Origin of the sequence: Priestia megaterium, from assembly GCF_009497655.1 — a bacterium.
Taxonomy (GTDB): domain Bacteria; phylum Bacillota; class Bacilli; order Bacillales; family Bacillaceae_H; genus Priestia; species Priestia zanthoxyli.
Map to the genome: position 1 here is coordinate 800,388 of NZ_CP023317.1, position 23,739 is coordinate 824,126.

At 37.0% G+C, this 23,739-nt stretch carries 26 protein-coding genes and 1 riboswitch; of the genes, 14 read left to right on the plus strand and 12 right to left on the minus strand.

Translation table 11 applies throughout. The features are described 5' to 3' along the window. The first annotated feature begins 279 nt into the window (after positions 1-279). Positions 280-1,128, plus strand: coding sequence for a dihydropteroate synthase (gene folP, locus CEQ83_RS04150; protein WP_098113697.1), 849 nt, complete (start codon positions 280-282; stop codon positions 1,126-1,128). 284 nt (positions 1,129-1,412) lie between these two features. Next, positions 1,413-1,607, plus strand: coding sequence for a hypothetical protein (locus tag CEQ83_RS04155; RefSeq protein ID WP_013055532.1), 195 nt, complete (start codon positions 1,413-1,415; stop codon positions 1,605-1,607). A 26-nt stretch (positions 1,608-1,633) separates the two neighbouring features. Here the strand turns inward: CEQ83_RS04155 and liaG are convergent, their stop codons facing one another. Then, positions 1,634-2,503: a LiaG family protein gene (liaG, locus tag CEQ83_RS04160; protein ID WP_098113698.1), complete on the minus strand. Its 870-nt coding sequence runs from the start codon at positions 2,501-2,503 to the stop codon at positions 1,634-1,636. 389 nt (positions 2,504-2,892) lie between these two features. Continuing rightward, positions 2,893-2,994, plus strand: a riboswitch (purine riboswitch). A gap of 138 nt (positions 2,995-3,132) precedes the next feature. On the opposite strand from liaG, the gene CEQ83_RS04165 reads away from it, so the two are divergent. The 5 genes from CEQ83_RS04165 to bioA all read left to right on the plus strand — a co-directional run bounded on the left by CEQ83_RS04165 (position 3,133) and on the right by bioA (position 8,885). Next, on the plus strand, positions 3,133-4,326 hold the full coding sequence (locus tag CEQ83_RS04165) for a NupC/NupG family nucleoside CNT transporter (protein ID WP_028412102.1): 1,194 nt from the start codon (positions 3,133-3,135) through the stop codon (positions 4,324-4,326). Between the two features lie 313 nt (positions 4,327-4,639). After that, positions 4,640-6,076, plus strand: a complete 1,437-nt coding sequence (locus CEQ83_RS04170) for an amino acid permease (protein WP_013055535.1) — start codon at positions 4,640-4,642, stop codon at positions 6,074-6,076. Between the two features lie 137 nt (positions 6,077-6,213). After that, positions 6,214-6,777, plus strand: a complete 564-nt coding sequence (locus CEQ83_RS04175) for a biotin transporter BioY (RefSeq protein WP_033578115.1) — start codon at positions 6,214-6,216, stop codon at positions 6,775-6,777. A gap of 31 nt (positions 6,778-6,808) precedes the next feature. Continuing rightward, entirely contained in the window at positions 6,809-7,531 is a 723-nt protein-coding gene (gene bioD / locus CEQ83_RS04180) for a dethiobiotin synthase (protein WP_047751605.1), read from the plus strand. Continuing rightward, the gene (gene bioA, locus CEQ83_RS04185; RefSeq protein WP_028412105.1) at positions 7,512-8,885 is read left to right on the plus strand and encodes an adenosylmethionine--8-amino-7-oxononanoate transaminase; all 1,374 of its coding nucleotides are present in this window, start codon (positions 7,512-7,514) and stop codon (positions 8,883-8,885) included. The genes bioD and bioA overlap by 20 nt, the downstream gene beginning before the upstream one ends. Before the next feature lie 79 nt (positions 8,886-8,964). Here bioA and CEQ83_RS04190 read toward each other — a convergent pair whose 3' ends face one another. After that, complete coding sequence (locus CEQ83_RS04190) at positions 8,965-9,147, minus strand: YolD-like family protein (protein WP_013081858.1); 183 nt, start codon at positions 9,145-9,147, stop codon at positions 8,965-8,967. A 376-nt stretch (positions 9,148-9,523) separates the two neighbouring features. Here CEQ83_RS04190 and CEQ83_RS04195 point away from each other — a divergent pair, with 376 nt between their 5' ends. Together CEQ83_RS04195 and CEQ83_RS26930 are read left to right on the plus strand one after the other, a co-directional pair. Then, positions 9,524-10,189, plus strand: coding sequence for a TerC family protein (locus tag CEQ83_RS04195; RefSeq protein WP_028412106.1), 666 nt, complete (start codon positions 9,524-9,526; stop codon positions 10,187-10,189). 130 nt (positions 10,190-10,319) lie between these two features. Next, complete coding sequence (locus CEQ83_RS26930; RefSeq protein ID WP_165573229.1) at positions 10,320-10,457, plus strand: hypothetical protein; 138 nt, start codon at positions 10,320-10,322, stop codon at positions 10,455-10,457. Positions 10,458-10,531: 74 nt separating this feature from the next. Here the strand turns inward: CEQ83_RS26930 and CEQ83_RS04200 are convergent, their stop codons facing one another. Both CEQ83_RS04200 and CEQ83_RS04205 read right to left on the minus strand, forming a co-directional pair. Further along, complete coding sequence (locus CEQ83_RS04200; RefSeq protein WP_013055541.1) at positions 10,532-11,800, minus strand: dicarboxylate/amino acid:cation symporter; 1,269 nt, start codon at positions 11,798-11,800, stop codon at positions 10,532-10,534. A 145-nt stretch (positions 11,801-11,945) separates the two neighbouring features. Beyond that, positions 11,946-13,004: a DctP family TRAP transporter solute-binding subunit gene (locus tag CEQ83_RS04205; protein WP_033578117.1), complete on the minus strand. Its 1,059-nt coding sequence runs from the start codon at positions 13,002-13,004 to the stop codon at positions 11,946-11,948. Between the two features lie 108 nt (positions 13,005-13,112). Between CEQ83_RS04205 and CEQ83_RS04210 the strand changes: the two genes are divergently transcribed. The 4 genes from CEQ83_RS04210 (at position 13,113) to gdh (ending at position 17,263) form a co-directional block, all read left to right on the plus strand. Then, a complete protein-coding gene (locus CEQ83_RS04210; RefSeq protein WP_098113700.1) occupies positions 13,113-14,681 on the plus strand; it encodes an ATP-binding protein in 1,569 nt (522 codons plus the stop codon). A gap of 12 nt (positions 14,682-14,693) precedes the next feature. Next, positions 14,694-15,380: a response regulator gene (locus tag CEQ83_RS04215; protein ID WP_098113701.1), complete on the plus strand. Its 687-nt coding sequence runs from the start codon at positions 14,694-14,696 to the stop codon at positions 15,378-15,380. A gap of 219 nt (positions 15,381-15,599) precedes the next feature. Further along, complete coding sequence (locus CEQ83_RS04220; protein WP_098113702.1) at positions 15,600-16,460, plus strand: RhaT/GlcU family sugar-proton symporter; 861 nt, start codon at positions 15,600-15,602, stop codon at positions 16,458-16,460. Positions 16,461-16,477: 17 nt separating this feature from the next. After that, positions 16,478-17,263, plus strand: a complete 786-nt coding sequence (gene gdh, locus CEQ83_RS04225; protein ID WP_033578120.1) for a glucose 1-dehydrogenase — start codon at positions 16,478-16,480, stop codon at positions 17,261-17,263. Between the two features lie 33 nt (positions 17,264-17,296). Here the strand turns inward: gdh and CEQ83_RS04230 are convergent, their stop codons facing one another. From CEQ83_RS04230 to CEQ83_RS04255, 6 genes are all read right to left on the minus strand, one after another. Further along, positions 17,297-17,875 carry a ferric reductase-like transmembrane domain-containing protein gene (locus tag CEQ83_RS04230; protein WP_098113703.1) on the minus strand — a complete coding sequence of 193 codons (579 nt, stop codon included), beginning with the start codon at positions 17,873-17,875 and terminating at the stop codon, positions 17,297-17,299. Next, the gene (locus CEQ83_RS04235; RefSeq protein ID WP_098113704.1) at positions 17,850-18,773 is read right to left on the minus strand and encodes an FAD:protein FMN transferase; all 924 of its coding nucleotides are present in this window, start codon (positions 18,771-18,773) and stop codon (positions 17,850-17,852) included. Before CEQ83_RS04235 ends, CEQ83_RS04230 begins: the two co-directional genes overlap by 26 nt. Before the next feature lie 12 nt (positions 18,774-18,785). Further along, the gene (locus CEQ83_RS04240; RefSeq protein WP_098113705.1) at positions 18,786-19,172 is read right to left on the minus strand and encodes a hypothetical protein; all 387 of its coding nucleotides are present in this window, start codon (positions 19,170-19,172) and stop codon (positions 18,786-18,788) included. 214 nt (positions 19,173-19,386) lie between these two features. Then, positions 19,387-19,857: a DUF2178 domain-containing protein gene (locus CEQ83_RS04245; RefSeq protein WP_033578130.1), complete on the minus strand. Its 471-nt coding sequence runs from the start codon at positions 19,855-19,857 to the stop codon at positions 19,387-19,389. Continuing rightward, the gene (locus CEQ83_RS04250; RefSeq protein WP_013081870.1) at positions 19,847-20,065 is read right to left on the minus strand and encodes a helix-turn-helix transcriptional regulator; all 219 of its coding nucleotides are present in this window, start codon (positions 20,063-20,065) and stop codon (positions 19,847-19,849) included. The genes CEQ83_RS04245 and CEQ83_RS04250 overlap by 11 nt, the downstream gene beginning before the upstream one ends. Positions 20,066-20,213: 148 nt before the next feature. Then, entirely contained in the window at positions 20,214-20,396 is a 183-nt protein-coding gene (locus CEQ83_RS04255) for a YolD-like family protein (RefSeq protein WP_013081871.1), read from the minus strand. Positions 20,397-20,789: 393 nt separating this feature from the next. Here CEQ83_RS04255 and CEQ83_RS04260 point away from each other — a divergent pair, with 393 nt between their 5' ends. After that, positions 20,790-22,718, plus strand: coding sequence for a lipoteichoic acid synthase (locus CEQ83_RS04260; protein ID WP_028412117.1), 1,929 nt, complete (start codon positions 20,790-20,792; stop codon positions 22,716-22,718). A gap of 76 nt (positions 22,719-22,794) precedes the next feature. On the opposite strand, the gene CEQ83_RS04265 is transcribed toward CEQ83_RS04260, so the two are convergent. Together CEQ83_RS04265 and CEQ83_RS04270 are read right to left on the minus strand one after the other, a co-directional pair. Beyond that, entirely contained in the window at positions 22,795-22,995 is a 201-nt protein-coding gene (locus tag CEQ83_RS04265) for a YolD-like family protein (protein WP_074893948.1), read from the minus strand. Between the two features lie 229 nt (positions 22,996-23,224). Further along, the gene (locus CEQ83_RS04270) at positions 23,225-23,695 is read right to left on the minus strand and encodes a GNAT family N-acetyltransferase (RefSeq protein ID WP_034269568.1); all 471 of its coding nucleotides are present in this window, start codon (positions 23,693-23,695) and stop codon (positions 23,225-23,227) included. Positions 23,696-23,739: the final 44 nt, after the last annotated feature.

Below are 23,739 nucleotides of genomic sequence, written 5' to 3' on the forward strand. Positions count from 1 at the left end.
TAAACGCTTTTTATGCGATTCCTTTCTTTTTGAATAAAAAGACTCATAAAAGATGTGAGAAGAGGAAAAAAGACCCTAAAGACAAGCCCTACAAAGATTTTTAATGTTATCTGTGTATTCGCTTTTAATGTTTATCTCACACTATAGAAGAAAGAAACTCCAAGAAAAATAACATAGAACTGGTGACTTTTGATATAATTACGAACGGTATGACATTCTCAAAATACATGATATTTATAAATATACATCAATTTGCAAATTACGAAGGGGCTGAGTATAGTGTCAACTTTAACGTCTCAATCTGTCATTAAATGCGGAAAGTATGAACTGAATTATGCGGACCGTACGCTTATTATGGGGATTTTAAACGTAAACCCGGATTCATTTTCAGATGGCGGAAAATACTACGATGTAGATAAAGCAGTTGCTCATGCTGAGGAAATGGTGAAGCACGGAGCAGACATCATTGATATCGGAGGAGAATCAACTCGTCCTGGTTATACAAGAATTAGCGATGAAGAAGAGATTAAACGGATTGTACCCGTTATTTCTGAAGTGGCTAAGCGCGTAGAGGTGCCGATTTCCGTAGATACATACAAGTCGGAAGTGGCCAAGCATGCGCTAGAAGCAGGAGCACATATTATTAACGATATATGGGGCGCAAAGGCTGATCCCAAAATGGCTCAAGTTGCAGCTGACTATAATGTTCCTATTATTTTAATGCATAATCGCCATGAGTCCAATTATACAAATCTGATTACAGATATGATAAGTGATTTAAAAGAAAGCATCTCCATTGCAAAGACTGCAGGAGTTCGAGATGATCAAATTATTTTAGATCCAGGCGTTGGTTTTGGAAAAACGGCTGCCCATAATGTAGAAGCAATTCAGCATTTAGATCAGCTGACGAATATGGGTTATCCGGTGCTGCTTGCTACTTCTCGTAAAGGATTTATTGGACAAATAGTCGATGCTCCTCCTACGGAAAGAATGGAAGGAACCGCAGCTACTGTATATGCTGGGATTGCACAAGGCGTACAAATAGTTCGGGTTCATGACGTATTAGAAATTAAGCGCTTTGTAAAGATGGCAGATGTACTGGTAGGAAAACATGTCTTTCAGTTTTAATAATCATCAAGATAACTGCATTAAAGTCATTTTAAAACCTTAAAATGTCATGTCTATTAGGTAAAGATTCCTGAGCAGTGAAGCTCGGGAATTTTTTATGTATGTAAAGTGGCGGAGGAAAATAATGTACGATTGGATGGTTGATTTTACATAATTTAGCTTTATGATAGAAAGAGAAGATATAACGCTTTCATATTCTGATTAAATCGTGCTGCTTAAAATGAAATAAATAATATCTTGGTATTCAATCTTATTCAATCACCGAAATATGGAGGAGAGAATGAATGAAATTAGCATTGCTTCTTGTCATTATTATCGGCGTTGCTGCCCTTGCAGGTACGATCAGTGCTGCAAAGAAAGTAGATGAAGATTACGGGAAATCTAAAAAGAAAAGTATAGTGAATTTATCTATTATTTACGGAGTCGTATTCATAGGATCAATTGTAGGAGTAGCATGGTATATTGCAGTGAGACCATAAATAAAACGAACACTTCCGTGTTCGTTTTATTTTGATTTTAACGTTAACTCTCCGCTTGAAACAGCTGCATCAATAGGATATTTTCCATTTCCATGCTTTCCTTTTAATACATCTTCTGTTACGGTTGCATTGCTTAACTTAAAGTCATTGTTTATATCACCGCTGCTTACTTTTCCATTCACTTTAAAACCAGCGCTTTTCGGAAGAACCAGCACGGCATCTCCAGATCCTACATCTACAGACACGGCTTCTTCTAGCTTTTTAAAATCCATATAGAGATCACCAGATCCAATGCGCGCCTGAAGTTTTCCTTGATAGTTTGTTCCTTTAATTTCCCCAGAGCCTACAGCAAATTTAGCCGTTTGGCTTTCAACATTACTCAGCTGTAAATCTCCAGAATTAACATCCGTACGAAGAGAGGTGCTCATCAAGTTTGAAATGCTTGCATTTCCAGAACCTACTTTAATCGAAACATCTTTCAGCTGAAGCGCTTGTTCAGGATGTGTAGCAATTTGAAGGTCCCCCGAACCTACGTTAAGCGCAAGGTTATGGTGATAATCTTTAGGAATGTAGATTGTTACTTTTGTGTTTGAAAAAATAGAAAGCCATTGAAAGGGACTTTTTTGATACGCGACAACTAGGGTGTCTCCATTTTGCTTTACATCTACTTTTCCTTTACCTTCTACTTTTGTTTTAATATCTTGACGATCTTGCGGAACAACAGTTGTACTAATGCTTGGAGAGTCGATTTGAATACGCTGAATATCACTTGATAATGCCGCTTCAGACTTGGACGTCTTGAATGAACTTAACGACCAGGAGGAAGGCGCAAACGCAGTAGAAAAGAGGACTGCCGTACCACCTATCACTAAAATAAAAGCCAATATTTTTTTCACGTTATAACCCGCTTTCTATCTATAATTAAATTTGTTTTCTTCTACCATAAAGTGTAAAATGAAAACCGGTTAATTTCAACGAACAGCAGGATTATTTTTTTCTACGTCTCAAGTCGTAAAAATGAAATGTTTTTTGTGAGGAGTTAAATGAAAAGCGAAGTAGAGATTTAAACATACTCATCAAAGAATTAATTTCTTTATTTCAAAAACAGGAAAATAATTGAGTTAAAAGAATGATTAAATTCACTTTTTTTGTGTGATTTTCCGATGAGTAGTTCAAAAGAAGTAATAAATAAATAGAATTTTCATACCAATTTTATTATTCCGAAAAACTTTTAAAGTGTTGATTATTAAAAAAATAAAGGGTAGAATTTGTTCATATCAATTGAATACAGCTAAGATTACGATCTTGTATATTATCAGTAATATGGTCTGATAGTCTCTACCTAGTAACCGTAAAAAACTAGACTACAAGAAAGTTTGGATATAAGCAGCAAAAAGAAGGGCGTATTATCATAGATACAGCCTTCTTTCAAAGCTCTTACTTTTCATACTTTCTGTTATTGTCAGAATTTATGAAAAGTAAGAGCTTTTTTTGTTTTTCAAATACACACCTGGGAGTGGCTTGCATGTACTTTTTATTAAATTTATTAGGCGTTTTTGTAGTAATGGGCGTCGTCTTCTTATGTTCTCCTAAAAAGAAAGAAATAAAGTGGCGTCCGATTGCTTCACTATTAGTCGTTGAAGTCCTCATTACTTGGTTTATGTTAGGAACTTCAATCGGAACATGGATCATTAATAAGATTGCTTCGTTCTTTACTTGGCTGATTTCCTGTGCCAACGATGGAATTGCCTTTGCGTTTCCATCCGTAATGGGAAATCAAACGGTTGACTTTTTCTTCAGTGCATTACTGCCTATCATCTTTGTCGTGACGTTCTTTGATATTTTATCTTACTTTGGTATTTTAACGTGGATTATTGATAAAGTAGGCTGGGTCATTTCGAAAGTTTCTCGCTTGCCTAAATTAGAAAGCTTTTTCGCTATCCAAATGATGTTCTTAGGAAATACGGAAGCATTAGCAGTTATTCGTAATCAGCTTTCTGTGTTAAAGGACAACCGTTTGCTTACGTTTGGAATTATGAGTATGAGCAGTATTAGCGGATCTATTATCGGTGCTTATTTAACGATGGTTCCCGCTACGTACGTGTTTACAGCAATTCCACTGAACTGTTTAAACGCGCTTATTTTAGTGAGCTTATTGAATCCAGTTCATGTTACAAAAGAAGAAGATATGATTTACGTACCGCCAAAGTCAGAGAAAAAAGACTTTTTCTCTACCATTTCAAACAGTATGTTAGTCGGAATGAACATGGTAATTGTTATTTTAGCGATGGTTATTGGATATGTAGCTCTTACATCTGCGCTTAACGGTATTTTAGGCGTTATTGTAGACGGCTTGACTGTACAAAAGATTTTCTCTTACATCTTTAGTCCATTTGCATTCTTACTAGGGCTAACGGGACATGATGCCATGTACGTAGCTCAGCTGATGGGTATCAAGCTAGCAACAAATGAATTCGTGGCGATGATGGATTTGAAGAAAAATCTAGATACACTTCCACCGCATACGATTGCAGTTGCTACAACATTCTTAACATCTTTTGCTAACTTCAGTACGGTGGGTATGATTTATGGTACGTATAATTCTACGTTATCAGAAGGTAAATCAACGATTATTGGAAAAAACGTATGGAAACTGCTTGTGAGCGGTATCGCTGTTTCTTTATTAAGTGCTATGATTGTTGGATTGTTTGTTTGGTAAAAAGTGAAAAAGCTGTGCTTTCGTCTTCGAAAGCACAGCTTTTTTCTTGTTGTATCATCTATTCATTTGAAGAAAAACGCTTATGAATATCAACAGTAAAAGGAAATCACACTATTCAAGAAAAATTCATTTTACTTTTGCAGAAAAACATTTTAAATCTAGTGAGCATTATGTTAAGATTACAAAAGGTTGTTTCATTTAAATTGAGAACACCGCATAAATATGTAAGTAAATATGCATAGAAAACAAAGGTTTATTAATTTTTTCTAGGTAATATCTCGTAATAAATAGGTTGAAAGGAAATGTCGTTAATATGATAGAAGGACAACAGCAAACAAATGAATTAAAAAAGACGATGAAAAGCAGACATTTGTTTATGATTTCGCTCGGCGGGGTTATCGGTACAGGTTTCTTTTTAGGAACAGGATACACGATTAGCCAAGCAGGGGCGATTGGAGCTATCCTTTCGTTTATCGTAGGTGGCTTCATTATGTACTTAACAATGCTTTGCTTAGGGGAACTTGCAGTAGCAATGCCAGTTTCTGGTTCGTTTCAGACATATACAACAAAATTTATTGGCCCTGGCGTTGGTTTTGCTTTTGGATGGTTATATTGGTTGGGCTGGGCTGTAACGGTTGCATTAGAATTTTTGTCAGCAGGTCAGCTTATGCAAAGATGGTTTCCTGATTCTCCTGTATGGATCTGGTGTGCTATATTTGCGCTTTTATTATTTTCATTAAATGCACTGTCAGCTAAAGCATTTGGTGAAGCGGAGTTTTGGTTCGCCAGCATTAAAGTGTTAGCTATTATTTTATTTATCGTACTTGGTGGAGCTGCTATGTTTGGTTTTCTTCCATTAAGCAATGGAGACAGCGCGCCGCTTTTCTCTAACTATACGGCTCACGGCGTGTTCCCTCACGGAATTAGTGCCGTGCTGATTACGATGATTACAGTTAACTTCTCATTTCAAGGTACGGAGCTTATCGGTGTAGCTGCTGGGGAAAGTGAAAACCCAGACAAGACTGTACCAAGAGCCATTAAACAAACGGTATGGAGAACGCTTGTATTTTTTGTACTAGCTGTAGCTGTCTTAGCGGGGATGATTCCGCTTGAAAAAGCAGGCGTAGTTGAAAGTCCATTTGTTGTTGTATTTGACCAAATTGGTATCCCATACGCAGCGGACATTATGAACTTTGTTATCCTAACGGCACTGTTATCTGTAGCTAACTCAGGTCTTTATGCAGCAACGCGTATGCTGTATTCATTGTCAAAAGATAACATGGCAAGTTCAGCTTTCATGAAAGTAAACAAACGCGGTGTGCCGATGAACGCCTTGCTTTTAACATTAGGCATTGCACTTTTATCTTTGCTTTCAGGATTCTTTGCTCAAGAAACAGTATTTGTATGGCTTATTTCTGCAGCGGGTTTAGGTGCACAAATTGGCTGGATTACAATCGCTGCATCACTGCTTGCATTTAGAAAAAGATATATAAATCAAGGAGGGCAAATCGAGGATTTAAAATTCAAAGTCCCTCTTTACCCGGTATTACCTTTAATCGCATTAGTATTAAATACGATTGTACTTGGAAGCATGGCATTTGATGCAGAGCAGCGAATGGCACTGTATGTCGGTATTCCACTAGCGCTGCTGTTTTATGCTTATTATCATGCACGTGTAAAAAAGAAAGTTGATTTATCTATCAGCCGTCAAGAAGTGCAGCTTAAAGACGACAAAAAGGTAATTTTATAAAAATCAAAAAGACGCAAAAGCCCAGGTTTTTGCGTCTTTTTTTATATCTTATTTGTAAACTTAAATTAAAATTAAGTTGACAAATAAAAAGAGATTATTGCAAACTTAAAGCAGCGAACAGAGAAAGGAGGGTGAACATGAAAACGAGAACAATGGCGTATGTTTCTTTATTTGCTGCTTTAACGGCGATTGGTGCATTTATAAAAATTCCTATTCCCTACATACCGTTTACTCTTCAAATTGTTCCTGTCTATTTAGCCGGGGCGCTGTTAGGACCGCGTTTAGGTTTGTATAGTCAGCTATGCTACATAGGTATCGGGTTAATCGGTGTTCCGGTTTTTGCAGAAGGAGGAGGTTTAGGGTATATCTTCAAACCAACGTTTGGCTATTTAATTGGCTATGCTGCAGGGTCATTTATGAACGGCTACCTTATTCAAAAATATGACTTAAAGAAACCTTTTTCTATCTTTTTAGCCAACTTATCTACATTGGTTATTGTGTACGTATTCGGGTGCGTTTGGCTTTACGGAGCAATGAAATGGATAATTGAAAAGCCACTTTCACTGAGTGATACACTTCTTTTTGGAGCTGTTTTGCCAATGCCTGGAGATCTTTTATTGTGCATTTTATGTTCAGTGCTGATTCACCGAATGAAGCCTCAATTTAGCCGTTTATCATCAAAGCGGGCTAAAGCGGGGTAATGAAGACATAGAAAAAAGAGGAGGAAAGAAAGTGGGCAAAGCGTATTTTATTACGGGAACTGGAACAGATATTGGTAAAACGCTGGTGACAAGCATTTTGTATAAAGTACTTAGCCGTCTAGGAATAAAAACGACAATTTGCAAACCGTTTCAAACCGGCTACCAAGATGAAATCGGAGGTTATCCAGATATTCACTGGTTTGAAACAAGGCTCGGAGTAGCAAATACAGGTATTTATCAGTTAAAGCCAGAGACGTCTCCTCACTTGGCTATTAAACTGAGCAATAGGCAAGTAGAGCCTTCAATCGTCTTAAAGCGCATTAATGAATTAAAAAAGGCATTTGACGTAGTACTCGTGGAAGGAGCGGGAGGACTTGCCGTACCTTTAATTGAAGAGGAAACAACGTTTTATATGACAAAAGATTTGATCCTAGATGCACAAATGCCGGTTATTGCTGTTGGAACAACGGAATTAGGAGCTATTCACGATGCGCTTTCTACCTTTTCATATGCAAGTGAGCATCATCTTAAAATCAACGGACTCATTTTTAATCGTTTTAATCACAGCAGTATCATTCATAAAGACAATGTTCGAACGATTGAAAAGCTGCTTCAAGTCTCTTCTTTAATGACTGTACCTGTATTTACTCATATCGATGAAGAGTTAGAAGCATATATTGAGAAATTGGTGAGGCAAAAAAGTGTGATTCAACATATTGAGGAGGTGTTTGACTGTGTCGTATCAAAAAGCTGAGCTGGAAAAATGGGATAAAGAATATGTATGGCATCCCTTTACACAAATGAAAGCTTACCGTGAATCGAATCCCCTTATCATTGAAAGAGGAGAGGGAAGCTATTTGTATGACGTAGCGGGAAACAAATATTTAGATGGATACGCTTCTCTATGGGTGAACGTGCATGGACATAATGATCCGGAATTAAATACAGCTTTACATATACAAGTGGAGAAATTAGCGCATTCTACACTGCTTGGATCGGCAAACGTTCCATCCATTTTGTTAGCTAAAAAGCTAGCGGAAATTACTCCTGGCAGCTTATCGAAAGTATTCTATTCTGATACAGGCTCTGCCGCTGTTGAAATTGCGTTGAAAATTGCCTATCAATATTGGCAAAATCTCGACTCTGCAAAGTACAAAAACAAAAGTAAATTTATCTCATTGAATGAGGCATATCACGGAGATACAATCGGGGCAGTCAGTGTAGGAGGCATGGATTTATTTCATCGCATCTTTAAGCCTTTACTGTTTGAACGCATTCCCACACCTTCTCCTTACATCTACCGTATGGACGGGTTCGAAACCGAAGAGCAAGCTTCAGCTTACTGTATTCACCAGCTGGAGAAGCTCTTGCAGAACAACGGAGAAGAAGTAGCCGGCTTGATTATTGAACCGCTTGTGCAAGGAGCAGCGGGTATTATTACTCATCCTCCCGGTTTTTTAAAACAAGTAGAGCGTCTGTGCAAAGCGTACGGGGTATTGCTCATTTGTGATGAAGTAGCTGTCGGATTCGGGCGAACAGGAACGATGTTTGCATGTGAACAAGAAGACGTAGTACCAGACATTATGTGTGTAGGAAAAGGGATCACAGGAGGATATATGCCGCTTGCTGCTACGTTAACAAGCGAACAGATATTTAATGCTTTTTTAGCTCATCCAGATGAAAATAAAACGTTCTTTCATGGACATACGTATACGGGAAATCAATTGGCCTGTACAGTAGCGCTTAGAAATATTGAACTGATAGAAGAAAGAGAGTTAATCCGTAGTGTAAAAGAAAGGTCGAAAGTTTTTAAACGTTATCTATTAAAGCTTTATGAACTGCCTAACGTGGGAGACATTAGACAAAGAGGATTAATGGCAGGAATCGAGGTTGTCAAAGACCGCCAAACAAAGTCTATTTTTGAAGATAAAAAAGTGATGGGAGATATTATTTTAGCGGCTCGCCAAAAAGGTTTAATTATCAGAGAGCTAGGTCCTGTAATTACGATGATGCCTATTCTTTCAATGACGGACGAAGAATTAAAAACAATGGTTGAAATTGTATATGAATCAATTAAAGAAGTAATCGCACGCTATACAGTGAGTTAAATAAAAAGAGACTAAGACAAAAATATTTTATTTAATTGAAAAAAGATCCGAACGATTTATCGTTCGGATCTTTTTTCAATCAATAAATGTTTTTAATACTTGATAGTCGCAGTGATCGCACATGCTGATTTTCATCTTTTAATAGAAGAGTTTGTTCGAGCAAGTTTAAGTTTTGAATATAACCTTTGACCGTTTGAACAAAACCGTTGTTTTGATAGTTAATAGTTAGTAATTTATTCGTTTTTAATGCTTTTAAAATCATACCTGTTTTCTCCCTTCTTATATCGCAGTTGACGAAAAACTACAAAATAATGAAGAAGCATTGGAGGCTTGTATTATTTATAAAAATTACTCTATTTTTTATAAATGCTCTCCTGCTACTAATAGTAGAGAATGATGGTGAAAAACAGATGAAAGATAAAGAATAAGGTTTGATTTATTGTAATGAACTGACTTTTCCTTTACAAATACCTATTTCAAATTTCTTTTTAGTGATAAAATACTGTTAGTGAAATAACTACTTCTTTTCATTAAAGGGTAAGAACGGGTTATATTGATAGAGTTTTAGTTCTCTATTTCTAGTAATGAAATAAGAGATAGAGAAATAGACTAATAAAAATCAATCAAGGAGTTTTTGTATGGATCAGAGTTTTATTTTAAATCTTTTAGAAATTTTACTCATTAACATTGTACTAAGTGGCGATAACGCAGTCGTGATTGCTTTAGCTTGTCGGAATCTTCCGGACGAGCATCGAAACAAAGCGGTTGTTTTCGGTACATTAGGAGCGGTTGTATTACGTGTAGGGCTAACGTTTGTCGCTGTATATTTATTAACAATCCCATTTTTAAATTTCATCGGAGGCCTGCTGCTTCTATGGATTGCGATTAGTCTTTTAAAAGGGGAAGATGACGGAGATATTAAAGCGAATTCAACTCTAGCAGGTGCTATTAAAACAATTATTATAGCGGATCTTGTTATGAGTTTAGATAACGTAGTAGCGGTTGCGGGTGCGGCCAACGGCAGTATTCTACTCATTATCCTTGGTCTTGTTATCAGCATTCCGTTAATCATTTGGGGAAGTCAGCTTTTAATGAAAATCATGGAAAAATTCCCGATTATCATCATTGCCGGAGCAGCGCTTCTTGGCTATACTGCTGGTGAAATGATCTTTAAAGACAAAGCGGTAGGACATGTATTAGAAGGGTTAAATCCGCATTTGCATACAATTGTTCCTATTTTGTTAGCTATTTTAGTTGTTGTTGTTGGGAAACTTAGCGGACGTTCTAAAAAAGAAACTCATTAATCCTAAAAAAGAGGCTGGGACAAAAGTATTTAAGATGAAATGAAAAACGAACCACTAATCAATTTTGATTGGTGGTTCGTTTTTTTGTTGTGGTGAACGTAGGCTTCATTTGTTTAGATCCTTCTAGCAGTTGATTGGAGGACAAGGCGAAGACTCCTGCGGGAAAAGCGGAACAGATGAGACCCCGCAGGAGCGTACGCGACGAGGAAGCTCATCGGCCGCCCGCGGAAAGCGAAGTCTTGTACGGAAATCAACTGCGGTGTCATAAGCGGTTCAGCTCATGTATCCCATTTATTCGTCTTTAGATTGGATTCATTTGGCTATGTCTCAACTTCTTTTTTATTATTTAGCTAATGGAGGTGCGGAATTAACGTCTTGTATCGTCTCTACAGGAGGATGAAATTCATTTTCCATTTTCGATACAACTACAGTTGCTACACCATTTCCAATTAAGTTTGTAATGGCACGAGCTTCCGACATGAAGCGGTCTACCCCGATTAACAGCGCGATTCCTTCAACTGGAATCATTGGGAATGCAGCAAGCGTAGCTGCTAGTGTAATAAATCCAGAGCCAGTAACTCCGGCCGCTCCTTTAGACGTTAGCATTAAAATACCAAGTAGCGTAATCTCTTGCATTAACGACAAGTCGACTCCATACGCTTGAGCGATAAAGATAGCAGCCATGGATAAGTAGATTGCTGTTCCATCTAGGTTAAATGAGTAACCAGTTGGAATGACAAGTCCTACTACAGATTTTGAACATCCGTACTTCTCCATTTTGTCCATCATTTTTGGCAGTGCAGATTCCGAAGAAGACGTACCTAATACAAGTAGAATTTCTTCTTTAATAAAAGCAATGAATTTAAAAATATTAAATCCATAAATCTTAGCGATGGTTCCAAGTACAAATACAATAAATAAGAACATAGTAATGTAAACAGATCCCATTAAGAAACCGAGTTTTTGAAGAGAGCCTATTCCAAAGTTACCGATCGTATAAGCCATCGCTCCGAACGCCGCAATAGGTGAAAGTTTCATAATCATATTAACAATGCCAAAGAAAATATCTGTACAGCGTTCAAAGAATGTAATGACAGGAGCCGCTTTTTCGCCGAGTGTAGCTGTAGCCATTCCAAATAGTACGGCAAAGAATAAGATTGGCAATAATTCACCATTTGCCATTGCGCCAAATACGCTGTCTGGAATAATTCCCATGATAAACTCCATAAAGCCATGCTCCGCTTCAGCTGCTTGCTGCGTATATTGAGTAACATCAGCTCCGCTTGCGCCATTGATATTAAAGCCAGCCCCAGGCTTGATAAAGTTTACAACGATAATTCCAATTGCTAAGGCAAAAGTAGTGACAATCTCAAAGTATAAAAGAGCTTTACCTCCAATTCGTCCCACTTTCTTTAAATCTCCCATGCTTCCGATACCGATGACCACTGTTAAGAAAATAATTGGGGCAATCACCATCTTAATTAATTTAATGAAGATATCAGCCAATACTTTTAATTTAGCTCCAAATTCAGGAAACATAAAGCCAATTGCAATACCAAGAAGGATACCAATGACAACTTGAACGGTTAGGTTTTTAAAACTTAATTTCATATGTAATGCTCCTTTCGAGAATGTTTTTGTTAACGCTTACATTATTCTTATCCTTATATTAACTGATAATTTTAACTATTTATATTTCTGGTGATAATGTTCTTTTTGGTCATTTTGGTCAAAAAAAGTGATGAACATATAGTCATCACTTTTTGCTTTCGATATTTTTTATTTGCTGAATGATATCAAGCGTTTGTTTTGTTGCATTGGCTTCAAACGATTGATAAAGAGAGTTAAACTGCTTTTTCCATTCGGCTTTCTGTGTATCATTTAAGTAATAAACGCGCATGCCAGATTTATTTTTTATTTGCTGCAGCTGTTCATCGTTCATCATTTTTGATTGAGTCCAAATCCAGTTCGTTGTTTCTACCATGGCATCACTTAATAGTTGTTTTACATCTTCAGGGAGGCTGTCCCAATATTTTTGATCCATTAAAACAGCATAGCCCAAGTATCCATGGTTGCTGATGGTCATATATTTTTGCAGCTCGTACAAACGTTTTGAATAAATATTAGAAATCGTATTTTCCTGTCCATCAAATTCCTGTCGTTCAAGGGATTGATATACTTTATTAAACGAGACAGCCTGAGGCTTAGCGCCAAGAAGTTCGAATTGTTTTTTGATTACTTCACTTGGCATAATGCGAAATGTTTGACCTTGAAAATCTGCTGGATGGAGCAAAGGTTTTGTATTGCTGGTCATTTGTTTAAAGCCGTTGCTCCATAAAGCAAGCCCTTTAATGTTTTTCTCTTGCAGCGTACTCAACAAATCCTGTCCGATTTTCCCGGTAAACACTTGTTTTGCCTCGCTGTAATCATCGAAAATGAAGGGGAGATCAAAAAGTTGCCACGTAGGGGAAAGGTCGGTTAGCTTTGAAATAGAAGGCGCAATCATTTGTACATCGTTTCGGCGCAGAGCGGCAAGTTCTTCGTCGTCTGAATACAACACACCGTTTGAATATACTTCAATTTTAACTTTACCATCCGATTTTTGATTAACGATTTCAGCGAATTTTTGAGCGGCTAAGCCTTTTGGAGTGTTCTCAGCTACAACGTGGCTAAAATTAATCACAATTTGCTTATTTAATCCTTTTTGCTCATCGTCATGATACACATTATCCTGATTTATAACCGTATACTGCAAAAAAACATAGATCATCAAGAAAACGCTAACAATGATACTTGCCCCTATAAACATCTTCAAAATGTCCAACCCCGCGATTCAATAATTTTTCTCTACAAATATTCTAACACGCAATTTCTCAACGTGGTAAAATTAAAATAAACTTCAATCAGCAGTAGGTGTTCCGCTATGATGCGCTTATCGATGCAAACGAAAATGACGGGGCTAATCTTTTTTATCGTGGTCTTTTCGTTGTTTTTAGCAAGTATTGTCGTGATTAATAATTTTGTGCAGTCAAAAGAAAATGATTTAGAGCAAAGGGCTTTGATCACTTCGAGAACAGTTGCTGAAATGCCTGAAATTCGAGAAAAAATTGAAAAAGATAGCAAGAACATTAATCAAATTGTAGAGCCGATTCGCATTATTCACGGTGCTTATTATGTAGTGGTGATGAATATGAATCACGAACGTTTGTCTCATCCTTTGCAAAGCATGATTGGGAAAATTTCTAAAGGAGAGGACGAGGGCCAGGCGTTTGCAGAACATACTTATACTGATAAAGCAAAAGGAGAAGGCGGGATGGTCATTCGTTCTTTTGTTCCCGTTGTAAACGATCAGCATGAACAAGTAGGAGTCGTTGTCTCAGGCTACCTTCTTCCGAAATTTACAGAGGTTATTTTAAGTTTGAAAAAAGAAATTTTTCTCATCTCAGGTCTCGCTCTTTTTTTTGGAGGATGGGGAGCGTGGGCGCTTGCATCTCGTATTAAAAAAGAGATGTTTGAGCTTGAGCCTCATGAAATTGCTCGTTTGTTTGTAGAACGAACGGAGACTTTTAATGCCATGCATGAAGGAGTCATTGCCATTGATAAAGAGGAGAACATCACTATTTTTAATCATAAAGCGAAAATTATGATGGATGTACCCGATGAGGTAATTGGGAAAAAGATCTATGATGTGATTCCAGATACAAGACTGCCAGAAATTCTGCAGCTTAATCAGCCTGTTTATAATCGAGAGCTTCAAGTTCGCAATTTAAATATTTTAAGCAATCGTGTGCCGATTAAGGTTAATAATCACACAGTCGGTGCGGTCGCTATTTTTCAAGACAGAACAGAAGTTAAAAAATTAGCTGAAGAGTTAACAGGGGTTAAATCATTTGTAAGCGCTCTTAGAGTTCAAAACCATGAATACATGAATAAACTTCATACCATTGCAGGGCTTATCCAACTTGGAAATAAAGACAAGGCTCTTCAGTACGTTTTTCAAGTGTCTGAACAGCAAGAAGAGCTCACCCAGTTTCTTCATAAACATATTAAAGATGAAAGTATATCGGGATTGCTGTTAAGCAAAGTCAGCCGTGCCAAAGAACTTGGAATTGAGTTAGCTATCGATCGCCACAGCGAGCTTCACTCATTTCCTCCTTACTTAGATCATCATGATTTTGTGATTATTATTGGTAACTTAATTGAGAACGCTTTTGATTCGTATCATCATATGGAGCGTCGTGAACGGAAGGTCTATATAAGTATGGAACAAAATGACGGCATTCTTTCTATATTAGTTGAAGATAACGGATGTGGCATGAATGAGGATCAAGCAGAGAGAATCTTTGATGAAGGTTTTTCAACCAAAGCAAAGGAAACTAGAGGAATTGGTTTGCATTTAGTAAAACAAATTGTTGAAAAAGGAAACGGTCAGATCGAAGTAGAGTCAGAATTAGATGTTGGCACGACTTTTATCATTACATTCTTTTTATAGGGGGAGTGGGAAATGAATAAAAAAGAATGGACGGTGCTTCTCATAGAAGACGATCCTATGGTACAAGAAGTGAACCGCCAATTTATTGAACAAGTTGAAGGATTCATCGTTATCGCGGCAGCTTCGAATGGTTTAGAAGGTATACAGCTCATTAAACAGCATCAGCCTGATTTAACGATTATTGATATGTATATGCCTAGTCAAGATGGCCTAACCACCTTACAGCAAATTCGAGCAAATGGCTATAAAACAGACGTGATAGCAGTTACGGCTGCAAGTGATATTGAAACCGTACGAAAAGTTCTTCAGTACGGCGCGGTGGATTATATTATGAAACCGTTCAAGTTTGAACGAATGAAGCAAGCGCTTGAGCAGTATCGTTCGTTTCAAGTTAAAATAAGTCAAAAAGAATATATTACTCAGTCTGAATTAGATTCTATGCTGTTTCAGCAATTCGAAGAAAAAGCCGATTTTCTTCCAAAAGGGCTAAATGCGGTTACGTTAAGGAGGATACAACAATATCTTTCCGAACAGAAGCATCCGATTTCTGCTGAAGAAGTGGCGGACGGCGTAGGAATTGCGCGTGTTACGGCAAGAAGGTATTTAGAGTTTTTAGAACAGGAAAACGAGCTGAAATTATCAGTTGAATACGGCAGAGTGGGGAGACCTATTAATCGCTATATGTTAAAAATAAATTAAATCATACAGAACAGCTTTTATTTGGAAAAGCTGTTTTTTTGCGTTAGAAAGTATATCTTTTTCTCTCCTAGAACAAATTAAGGTATACAGTTTTCGCTATCCAAAGAATACTTCGTGCGGTCATTAATTCATAAAATGTCCCTGAAAAAGGATTAATGGCGGAAAAATTGGGGAATATGCATTTTGACATTTAATTTTAGCACAGGAAGGTTTTGAAACATGGACATATTTTTAGCTGTCTTACCAGCCATATTTTGGGGAAGCATTGTGCTTTTCAATGTGAAACTAGGCGGAGGACCTTATAGCCAAACGCTTGGAACCACGTTGGGAGCTTTGATTTTCTCTATCGGTATTTATATTTTTGTACACCCTACGCTTACACCTTTAATCTTTGGCGTTGGAGTTGTATCGGGATTATTTTGGGCAGTTGGACAAAGTAATCAGCTGAAAAGTATTGATTTAATCGGAGTTTCTAAAACGATGCCTATTTCAACTGGGCTTCAGTTAGTTTCCACTTCATTATTTGGAGTAATTGTGTTTCACGAGTGGTCTACAAAAACTTCAATTATTCTTGGTGTGCTCGCTCTTATCTTTATTATTGTAGGGATTGTTTTAACATCACTTCAAAGCAAAGAAGAGAAAGAGGCTGAAGAAGGAAAAGGAAACTTCAAAAAAGGAATTGTTATTTTATTAATTTCAACCGTTGGTTATTTAGTTTATGTTGTAGTAGCCCGTCTATTTAATGTAGACGGATGGTCGGCTTTATTACCTCAAGCAATTGGTATGGTTATTGGAGGAGTATTGCTGACGTTTAAGCATAAGCCATTTAATAAATATGCAATTCGCAACATTATCCCAGGTCTTATTTGGGCCGCTGGTAATATGTTTTTATTCATCTCGCAACCTAAAGTAGGCGTAGCGACAAGCTTTTCGCTTTCTCAAATGGGAATCGTCATTTCAACACTAGGCGGGATCATTATTTTAGGTGAGAAGAAAACGAAGCGTCAGTTAGTTGGGATTATTATTGGAATTATACTGATCATCATAGCAGGAGTCATGTTAGGGCTCGCCAAAAGCTAACTAGGAGGGTATTAACAATGTATAAAGATTTAGAAGGAAAAGTAGTGGTCATAACAGGTTCATCTACAGGTTTGGGAAAATCAATGGCGATTCGTTTTGCGACAGAAAAAGCCAAAGTAGTTGTGAACTATCGTTCTAAGGAAGACGAAGCTAACAGCGTTTTAGAAGAAATTAAAAAAGTTGGCGGAGAAGCAATTGCTGTCAAAGGTGATGTAACAGTTGAGTCTGACGTTATCAATTTAGTTCAATCTGCTATTAAAGAGTTTGGAAAGCTAGACGTTATGATTAACAACGCAGGGTTAGAAAATCCGGTTTCATCTCATGAAATGTCTTTAAGCGATTGGAATAAAGTCATTGATACGAACTTAACGGGAGCTTTTTTAGGCAGCCGTGAAGCGATTAAATATTTTGTGGAAAATGATATTAAGGGAACAGTTATTAACATGTCGAGTGTTCACGAGAAAATTCCTTGGCCATTATTTGTTCATTATGCAGCAAGTAAAGGCGGTATGAAGCTTATGACTGAAACACTGGCATTAGAATACGCTCCAAAAGGTATTCGTGTAAATAACATTGGACCAGGAGCGATTAATACACCGATTAACGCTGAGAAATTTGCTGATCCTGAGCAGCGTGCAGATGTAGAAAGCATGATTCCAATGGGATACATCGGAGAGCCGGAAGAAATTGCAGCAGTTGCTGCATGGCTAGCTTCTTCAGAGGCGAGTTATGTAACAGGAATTACGCTCTTTGCTGACGGCGGTATGACACAGTACCCATCATTCCAAGCAGGACGCGGATAAGAAAAAACGCACTCTATGATAGAGTGCGTTTTTTTAGTTTTCCTGAGCTTTTTTTTGGTTCTTAGGAGCTGACTGGTGTTGAATTCGCAAAAAAAGCAAAATTAAAACGATGCAGCCAGTGATGCTGTACATCCCGAGAATAAGCGGCTGCTGTGTATCTGTTCCAGAAGTAATGCCGTGATACAGTGCTAGCAAATAGCCTGGAAAAGCAAGAAAATGAATGGCTTTCCATGTTTTTCTCCCAAGCTGTTTTATAAAGTCGGATGTACTAATTAGTACGAATAAAATGTAGAGTGAAATAGTACCAAGACCTGTGCTAATTGGTTTGTAATCGGAAGTGAACGGAATTAAAATGTCAGAAAGTGAAAAATGAATAGATTGATCAAATGATAAAACAAGTCCGTGAATCATTCCAAATAATAACCCGAACCACCCTGATGATTGATGAACCAGCAAAAGCTGTTTTTTTCGTTTTGGTTTAAAAAACGAAAAGCTGTGAGAAATGCCAGCGGCAACCGATACAAACATTAGTAAATAAGAAGTTAAGCCGGCTGCCCGAATGGTGTTCCATACGGGAAAATGAGCACTAAATTGCGCGAGGAGAGTAGCCATAATGGTATACCTGACCTTTCACATGTTTTTCGATTAGTACGTTGCCTTCTTTTGTAACCGCAATTACTTCTAAAGAAGGGTGATGCATTTTAGCTAACCTTAATCCAGCGTCCCAGCCGAGAATAAGTATGCACTTTGCATAGACTTCAGAAATGGTCAAGTCTTCTGAAACGACCGTTACTTGCAGAAGCTCTGATGAACTAGGCTTGCTATTTCTGCCGTCAATAATATGATGGTGAGTGTGTCCGTTCACTTTCCACGAACGCTTGCCTACACTGCTTGTGGCAATACCGCTGTTGCTTTTTACTTTAATGGTCGTGAGATTTTTTGATGCATCAAATGGATGAGAGAGAGAAATGGACCAGTGCTTGCTAGCGGGCCCCCACGTTACAATATCTCCGCCTCCATCGATTGCTCCAAGTGAAGTTCCTTTTTTCTTTAATTGATTCGCCATTTGCTGAATGCTCCAACCTTTTGCGATTCCTCCTAAATCCAGACCGATATTAGAAGCAAGCTGAATACTTCTCATTCCTTTATGAATCATAATAGGGTTAACAGCATCAAAAGCTGCTACTTCTTGAGGTAGCTGATTGTTAGGCAGTTGTTCAAAGCTTTGGTCATATCCTAGAGTTTGAATAGAATGATACAGAAATGGGTTGAAAATTCCGTTTGTCTCATTGTAATAGTAATAGGCTGCTTTTACAGCTTCATACAGCATTTTTGACGGTAGAAATAATCTTCCGTTCAGCGAATTAAGCTGTGAAAGCTCGCTTGTTGGAAGAAAGCGGCTTAGGGTTTCTTCTACAAGATAACACCAGCTCTCTACTTTTTGGCTGACAGGTGTTTCAAGCTGATATACATTAAATGTGGTATTCATCGCTTTAAATGAATAGCTCATTTCATCACATCCTTAAGAAGGTCTTGTTTGCATAGAAGAATCATTATTGTTGCCCCAATTATCCTGACCATTTGTGGAATCATCATTTGACCACTGATCATCTTCACTGCTTGAATTATCGTCTGACCATTGATCACTTTGTTTGCTAGAACTGTCATTTGACCATTGATCTTGCCCGTTAGTTCCATTGTCCGTATTGGAGTCAGATCCTGAATCTGGAAATAGATCCGTCTCATCTTCCGTTTGAGTTTGCGATGAATTATTGGCGGATGTATCGTTATTTAGTGCTGTAGATGTTGAATTTGTTTGATCATATTTTTGAGAAAGCCCTACAAATGTTGTAAATGCAGCAACGCTCGATAAACCAACCATCCATTTTGTCCATTTATTAGCTGCCATTGATATGCTCCTTTTATCTTTCCTATTTTGCAACTGAACACTGAAGAAAAACTGAAGTGGAAGGTAACATACATCGTTCAATTGTTATAGTTCAATATAGACAGAAAAAATGAAAAAATAGTGAAATAGATGTAGGTTGGATTATTCTCGTAGGGAATTCAGCGAATTATTAGATTAAAAAAAGGTTGTTCTTTTTAGAACAACCCTTTTTTAATCAGCGATAAATCTTACTAATCGATACGTAATAAACCGTTAACTGTACAAGAGAAAGAAGCAAAAGAACGGCAATGGGATAGAAGCTAAAAGAATTAGGTAACAGCGGATAAAAAGCGATTAAGATAGCGCCTATAGGAATAGAAAATAGGAGAAAAACAAAGGCTTTTTTACAAGCTTCTGCTGTTATCATCTTTTCACGTTCATCTTCCTCTGCAAATTCAAAAGGAAATAATAAAGGCGAAACGTTCTTCGTCTTTTTACGCGCTCGGTAGTAAAAAAAGGACACGATTAAAAGCACAATTAAAGAAGCGAAAGAGCCTATAGACATGGTAATTTCCCACGGGGGTTCAGGGTGGTTCATAACTTCACTAAATTGAATATTTAGGCTTAAAAAATCATATAAAAACCAACCTACGCATAGCAGAGACACTACATTCAACAAATAAGATTTAATAACATTACTCAACATTTTTCTCCTCCTTTTGAAGTGTAAAAACATCTTCCATTTTTAATTGAAAGACATCACAAATTGTTAAACCAAGTAGTAGGGAAGGAACGTAATTTCCCTTTTCAATAGCTGCAATGGTTTGGCGAGTGGCTCCAACTTTTTCAGCTAAATCTCCTTGCGTATATCCATGTTTAGCTCTAAGCTCTTTTACGTGATTAATAAGAGTCAATATGATCACCCGCTGCCTTTTTAATAAATTTGTTAAGTTGATTTAACATTATGTAAAGTTAATTTAACATCAATTGGATGATTTTTCAATATATAATGGATAAAAAATACAAAAAAGATCCTAGAAGAATTCTTCAGGATCTTTTTTGTTAATAAATTTCTTTAATGCCAGACAAACGAATGGAAAAAATGTTTTGTTTTTCATCTCGTAGGGAGAGGGTTTGGTCGGTTAGGTTTAAATTTTGGATTTTTCCTTTGAAGGTTTGAAGCAGGCCATTTTCGTAATAATTCACGGTTACATGTTTGTTTTTCTTTAACGCTTTTAAAATCATTTATTCATCTCCTTTCATGTGTGCATCTGTTATGAAAAGAAAGCTGTGGCTTAAGCATAAGAATTTGGAGAATGCTCAAGGCAGAATTATTATTATACAGCAAGATGAGAATAGTTTGTAGATAAATTGTGAAAAAATGCACAAGTTTGCAGTGCGGGTGTTGCAACAGAATACAGTATATGAGGAGAGGAGGGGTTTTATGATAAAAAAGGTGATTTTAGTTTATTTATTTGTGGGTATTAGGTAAACTAGTAGATGAATTTAAAGAATCTATCTATAGTTGTGAAGGCTAGGATTTCATTTAATTTTCATTTTCTATGAGTATAATGATAAAGGTTTTCTATATGTTCTTTGTGAATCTACTCATAAACTAATCGAGAAAGGAAAATCAAAATGAAGCGAATCGTTTCTAAGCCGCTGCACTATTTCATATTAGCCGCTGTTTTAATGTGGATAAAGTCGTATGTGGCTTATAAAACTGAATTTAACTTAGGCGTAAGTGGCGTAATGCAGCAAATGCTGCTGTTTATAAACCCTGTAAGTTCAGTGCTGATCTTTTTAGGAATCGGCTTATTTTTTAAAGGAAAGAAATCAGGAGCTTGGATTCTTGCAGGCAGTTTCATTATGACGCTGCTGTTGTACAGCAACATTCTCTATTATCGTTTTTTTAACGATTTTGTAACTCTTCCCACACTGTTGCAGACAAGTAATGCAGGAAGTATGGGTGGAAGCATTATGGATTTATTAAAAGCACATGATGTTTTTTATTTTGTTGATTTTATTATTTATCTTTTCTTCTTTTTTAGTAAAAAAATTGACTGGCATAATGAAAAAGTATCGGTTAAGAATGCTGTAACCATTCTTTCTTTAGGATTCATGGTTTTTTCTGTCAACTTAACATTAGCAGAAATTGATCGCCCGCAGCTTCTATCTCGAACTTTTGACCGCAATTATCTAGTAAAGTATTTAGGCGCCTATAATTATACGATGTATGACGGTGTTCAGACTGCTCAAAACTCTAAACAGCGAGCTTTTGCAAGCAGCAATGACTTAACGAACGTCGTTAATTTTAAAAACAGTCACTATGCGGAGCCTAATTCCGTTTACTTCGGAAAAGCTAAAGGGAAAAATATTATTAAAATTCATTTGGAATCATTTCAGTCTTTTTTAATTGATTACAAATTAAATGGCCAGGAAGTGACACCGTTTTTAAATTCGTTGGCCCATGGAAATGACTTTACGTATTTTGATAACTTCTTTCATCAAACAGGACAAGGAAAAACATCAGATGCTGAGCTGATGATGGACAACTCTCTATACGGCCTTCCTCAAGGTTCTGCCTTTGTACTAAAAGGAAGCAATACGTATCAGGCAGCACCAGCTATTTTAGATCAAAAAGCTGGCTATACGAGCGCTGTACTGCACGGAGACTATAAGACTTTTTGGAACCGTAACGAAATTTACAAGCAGTTCGGTGTGGATAAGTTTTTTGATGCAAGTTATTACAATATGACGGGTGAAAATAAAATTAATTATGGCTTAAAAGACAAACCGTTCTTTAAAGAATCTGTTCCAATGCTGCAGTCTTTACCACAGCCGTTTTATGCGCATTTAATTACGTTAACAAACCATTTTCCATTTTTACTTGGAAACAATGAGGCAAGCATACAGCCAGCTAACACGGGCGATGCGACAGTTGACCGCTATTTCCAAACGGCTCGTTATTTAGACGAATCATTGCAATCTTTCTTCCAAGAACTGAAAGCTTCTGGGCTTTATGATAATTCTGTGATTATGATTTATGGAGATCACTACGGTATTTCTGAAAATCATAATGCGGCAATGGAAAAAGTAATGGGAAAAGAAATTACACCTTATGAAAATGCTCAGCTGCAGCGTGTACCTCTATTCATTCACGTTCCTGGAGTAAAAGGCGGAGTTAATCATACGTACGGTGGAGAAATTGATGTTGTGCCAACTCTTCTTCATTTAGTAGGGATTGACAGCAAAGAGTTTATCCAATTTGGTACAGATTTATTTTCTAAAGGTCATGATGATGTAGTAGCGTTCCGCAATGGCAACTACGTATCTCCGAAATATACACTAGTGGATGGAACGTATTATGATTCTAAGACAGGCCAAGCGCTTAAAGAAAATAATCAAATGAAAGCTTATAAACAGAAGGTAGCGAAAGAACTGGAGTTATCTGATCAAGTGCTTTATGGAGACTTACTTCGTTTCCACAAGCTGAAGGATTTCCAAACAGTCGACCCTTCGAAATATATGTACGGGAAAGAAGAAACAGAAACATCAGCTAAATAAAGCTAAAATCAAAAGAACATGATGACTTCTGCAAAGCAGAATGAGCATCATGTTCTTTTTTACTGTAAACTATTCATCAATAAATTTCTTTAATTCCCGATAAGCGAATAGAGAAAGTATTTTGCTGTTCATCTTTTAATGAAAGCGTTTGGTCTGTTAAATCTAGGCGCTGTACTTTTCCTTTAAACGTTTGAAGCAAACCGTTTTTATAATAGTTAATTGTAACGGCCCCGTTTTTTCTTAATGCTTTTAAAATCATTTTCAAAACTCCTTCCATATTTAAAATGTGTATGATTAACGAGCTGTAACATTCATTTTCATTTGCATATTTTTATTATACACAAAAATAGAAAGCGTTTTCACTAAAAGTTTGAACACTTTGTGAAAACTTTAACAGAGAATGTGACAAATACATACAGAAACTGATTTATTTGTCGTATTCATCATAAAACACATTTATGAAAGGAGTGTTAAGAACGTGTTAAAACTTTATGGATGGAAAAATATTATAAGATGTCGTTTGAAATGTCGTAGTGAATCCATTCACCGTTCGTTACATTTCCTCCCATTTTTCTGTAAAGCGTTTGAGCTCTTATATTATCATAAGCCGTTTCCCAAGACATGGCTGCATACTGATGTTCTTTTGTATACTGGTGACTAATCGAAAATAACTTTTCCCCAATTTTTTGACCTCTTGCTTTTTCAGTAACGTACAAGTCATTTAAAATCGCTACAGGCTTTACACGCGTGGTGCTAAATGTAAAATAAAGCGTTGAAAAACCTACTGCCTCGTCATTTTGAGTCGCGATAAACTGAACGCCAGTATCGGGACGTTGAAACAAGTGATCAATTAAATTTCTCAGCTGTTTTTTGGCAGGCTGAGGGCGCTTGTAAAAATCAACAATGTATTCGTTCATTAATGAAATAAGTGCTTCCATGTCAGCAGCATTAGCTTGACGAATTGTAATAGTAGTCATTAAATCTTCTCCTTTTTAATTAGATGATCTACACTTATAGTAAA

Coding starts and splice junctions, on each gene's coding strand:
- CEQ83_RS04170 (WP_013055535.1), top strand. CDS start 4,640: ATGATAGAAGGACAACAGCAAACAAATGAATTAAAAAAGACGATGAAA.
- CEQ83_RS04195 (WP_028412106.1), top strand. CDS start 9,524: ATGGATCAGAGTTTTATTTTAAATCTTTTAGAAATTTTACTCATTAAC.
- CEQ83_RS04175 (WP_033578115.1), top strand. CDS start 6,214: ATGAAAACGAGAACAATGGCGTATGTTTCTTTATTTGCTGCTTTAACG.
- CEQ83_RS04245 (WP_033578130.1), bottom strand. CDS start 19,857: ATGTTGAGTAATGTTATTAAATCTTATTTGTTGAATGTAGTGTCTCTG.
- CEQ83_RS04240 (WP_098113705.1), bottom strand. CDS start 19,172: ATGGCAGCTAATAAATGGACAAAATGGATGGTTGGTTTATCGAGCGTT.
- CEQ83_RS04215 (WP_098113701.1), top strand. CDS start 14,694: ATGAATAAAAAAGAATGGACGGTGCTTCTCATAGAAGACGATCCTATG.
- CEQ83_RS04165 (WP_028412102.1), top strand. CDS start 3,133: ATGTACTTTTTATTAAATTTATTAGGCGTTTTTGTAGTAATGGGCGTC.
- CEQ83_RS04230 (WP_098113703.1), bottom strand. CDS start 17,875: ATGGCTACTCTCCTCGCGCAATTTAGTGCTCATTTTCCCGTATGGAAC.
- CEQ83_RS04200 (WP_013055541.1), bottom strand. CDS start 11,800: ATGAAATTAAGTTTTAAAAACCTAACCGTTCAAGTTGTCATTGGTATC.
- gdh (WP_033578120.1), top strand. CDS start 16,478: ATGTATAAAGATTTAGAAGGAAAAGTAGTGGTCATAACAGGTTCATCT.
- CEQ83_RS04260 (WP_028412117.1), top strand. CDS start 20,790: ATGAAGCGAATCGTTTCTAAGCCGCTGCACTATTTCATATTAGCCGCT.
- CEQ83_RS04265 (WP_074893948.1), bottom strand. CDS start 22,995: ATGGAAGGAGTTTTGAAAATGATTTTAAAAGCATTAAGAAAAAACGGG.
- CEQ83_RS04270 (WP_034269568.1), bottom strand. CDS start 23,695: ATGACTACTATTACAATTCGTCAAGCTAATGCTGCTGACATGGAAGCA.
- CEQ83_RS04210 (WP_098113700.1), top strand. CDS start 13,113: ATGATGCGCTTATCGATGCAAACGAAAATGACGGGGCTAATCTTTTTT.
- CEQ83_RS04255 (WP_013081871.1), bottom strand. CDS start 20,396: ATGATTTTAAAAGCGTTAAAGAAAAACAAACATGTAACCGTGAATTAT.
- CEQ83_RS04235 (WP_098113704.1), bottom strand. CDS start 18,773: ATGAGCTATTCATTTAAAGCGATGAATACCACATTTAATGTATATCAG.
- CEQ83_RS04190 (WP_013081858.1), bottom strand. CDS start 9,147: ATGATTTTAAAAGCATTAAAAACGAATAAATTACTAACTATTAACTAT.
- CEQ83_RS04220 (WP_098113702.1), top strand. CDS start 15,600: ATGGACATATTTTTAGCTGTCTTACCAGCCATATTTTGGGGAAGCATT.
- CEQ83_RS04155 (WP_013055532.1), top strand. CDS start 1,413: ATGAAATTAGCATTGCTTCTTGTCATTATTATCGGCGTTGCTGCCCTT.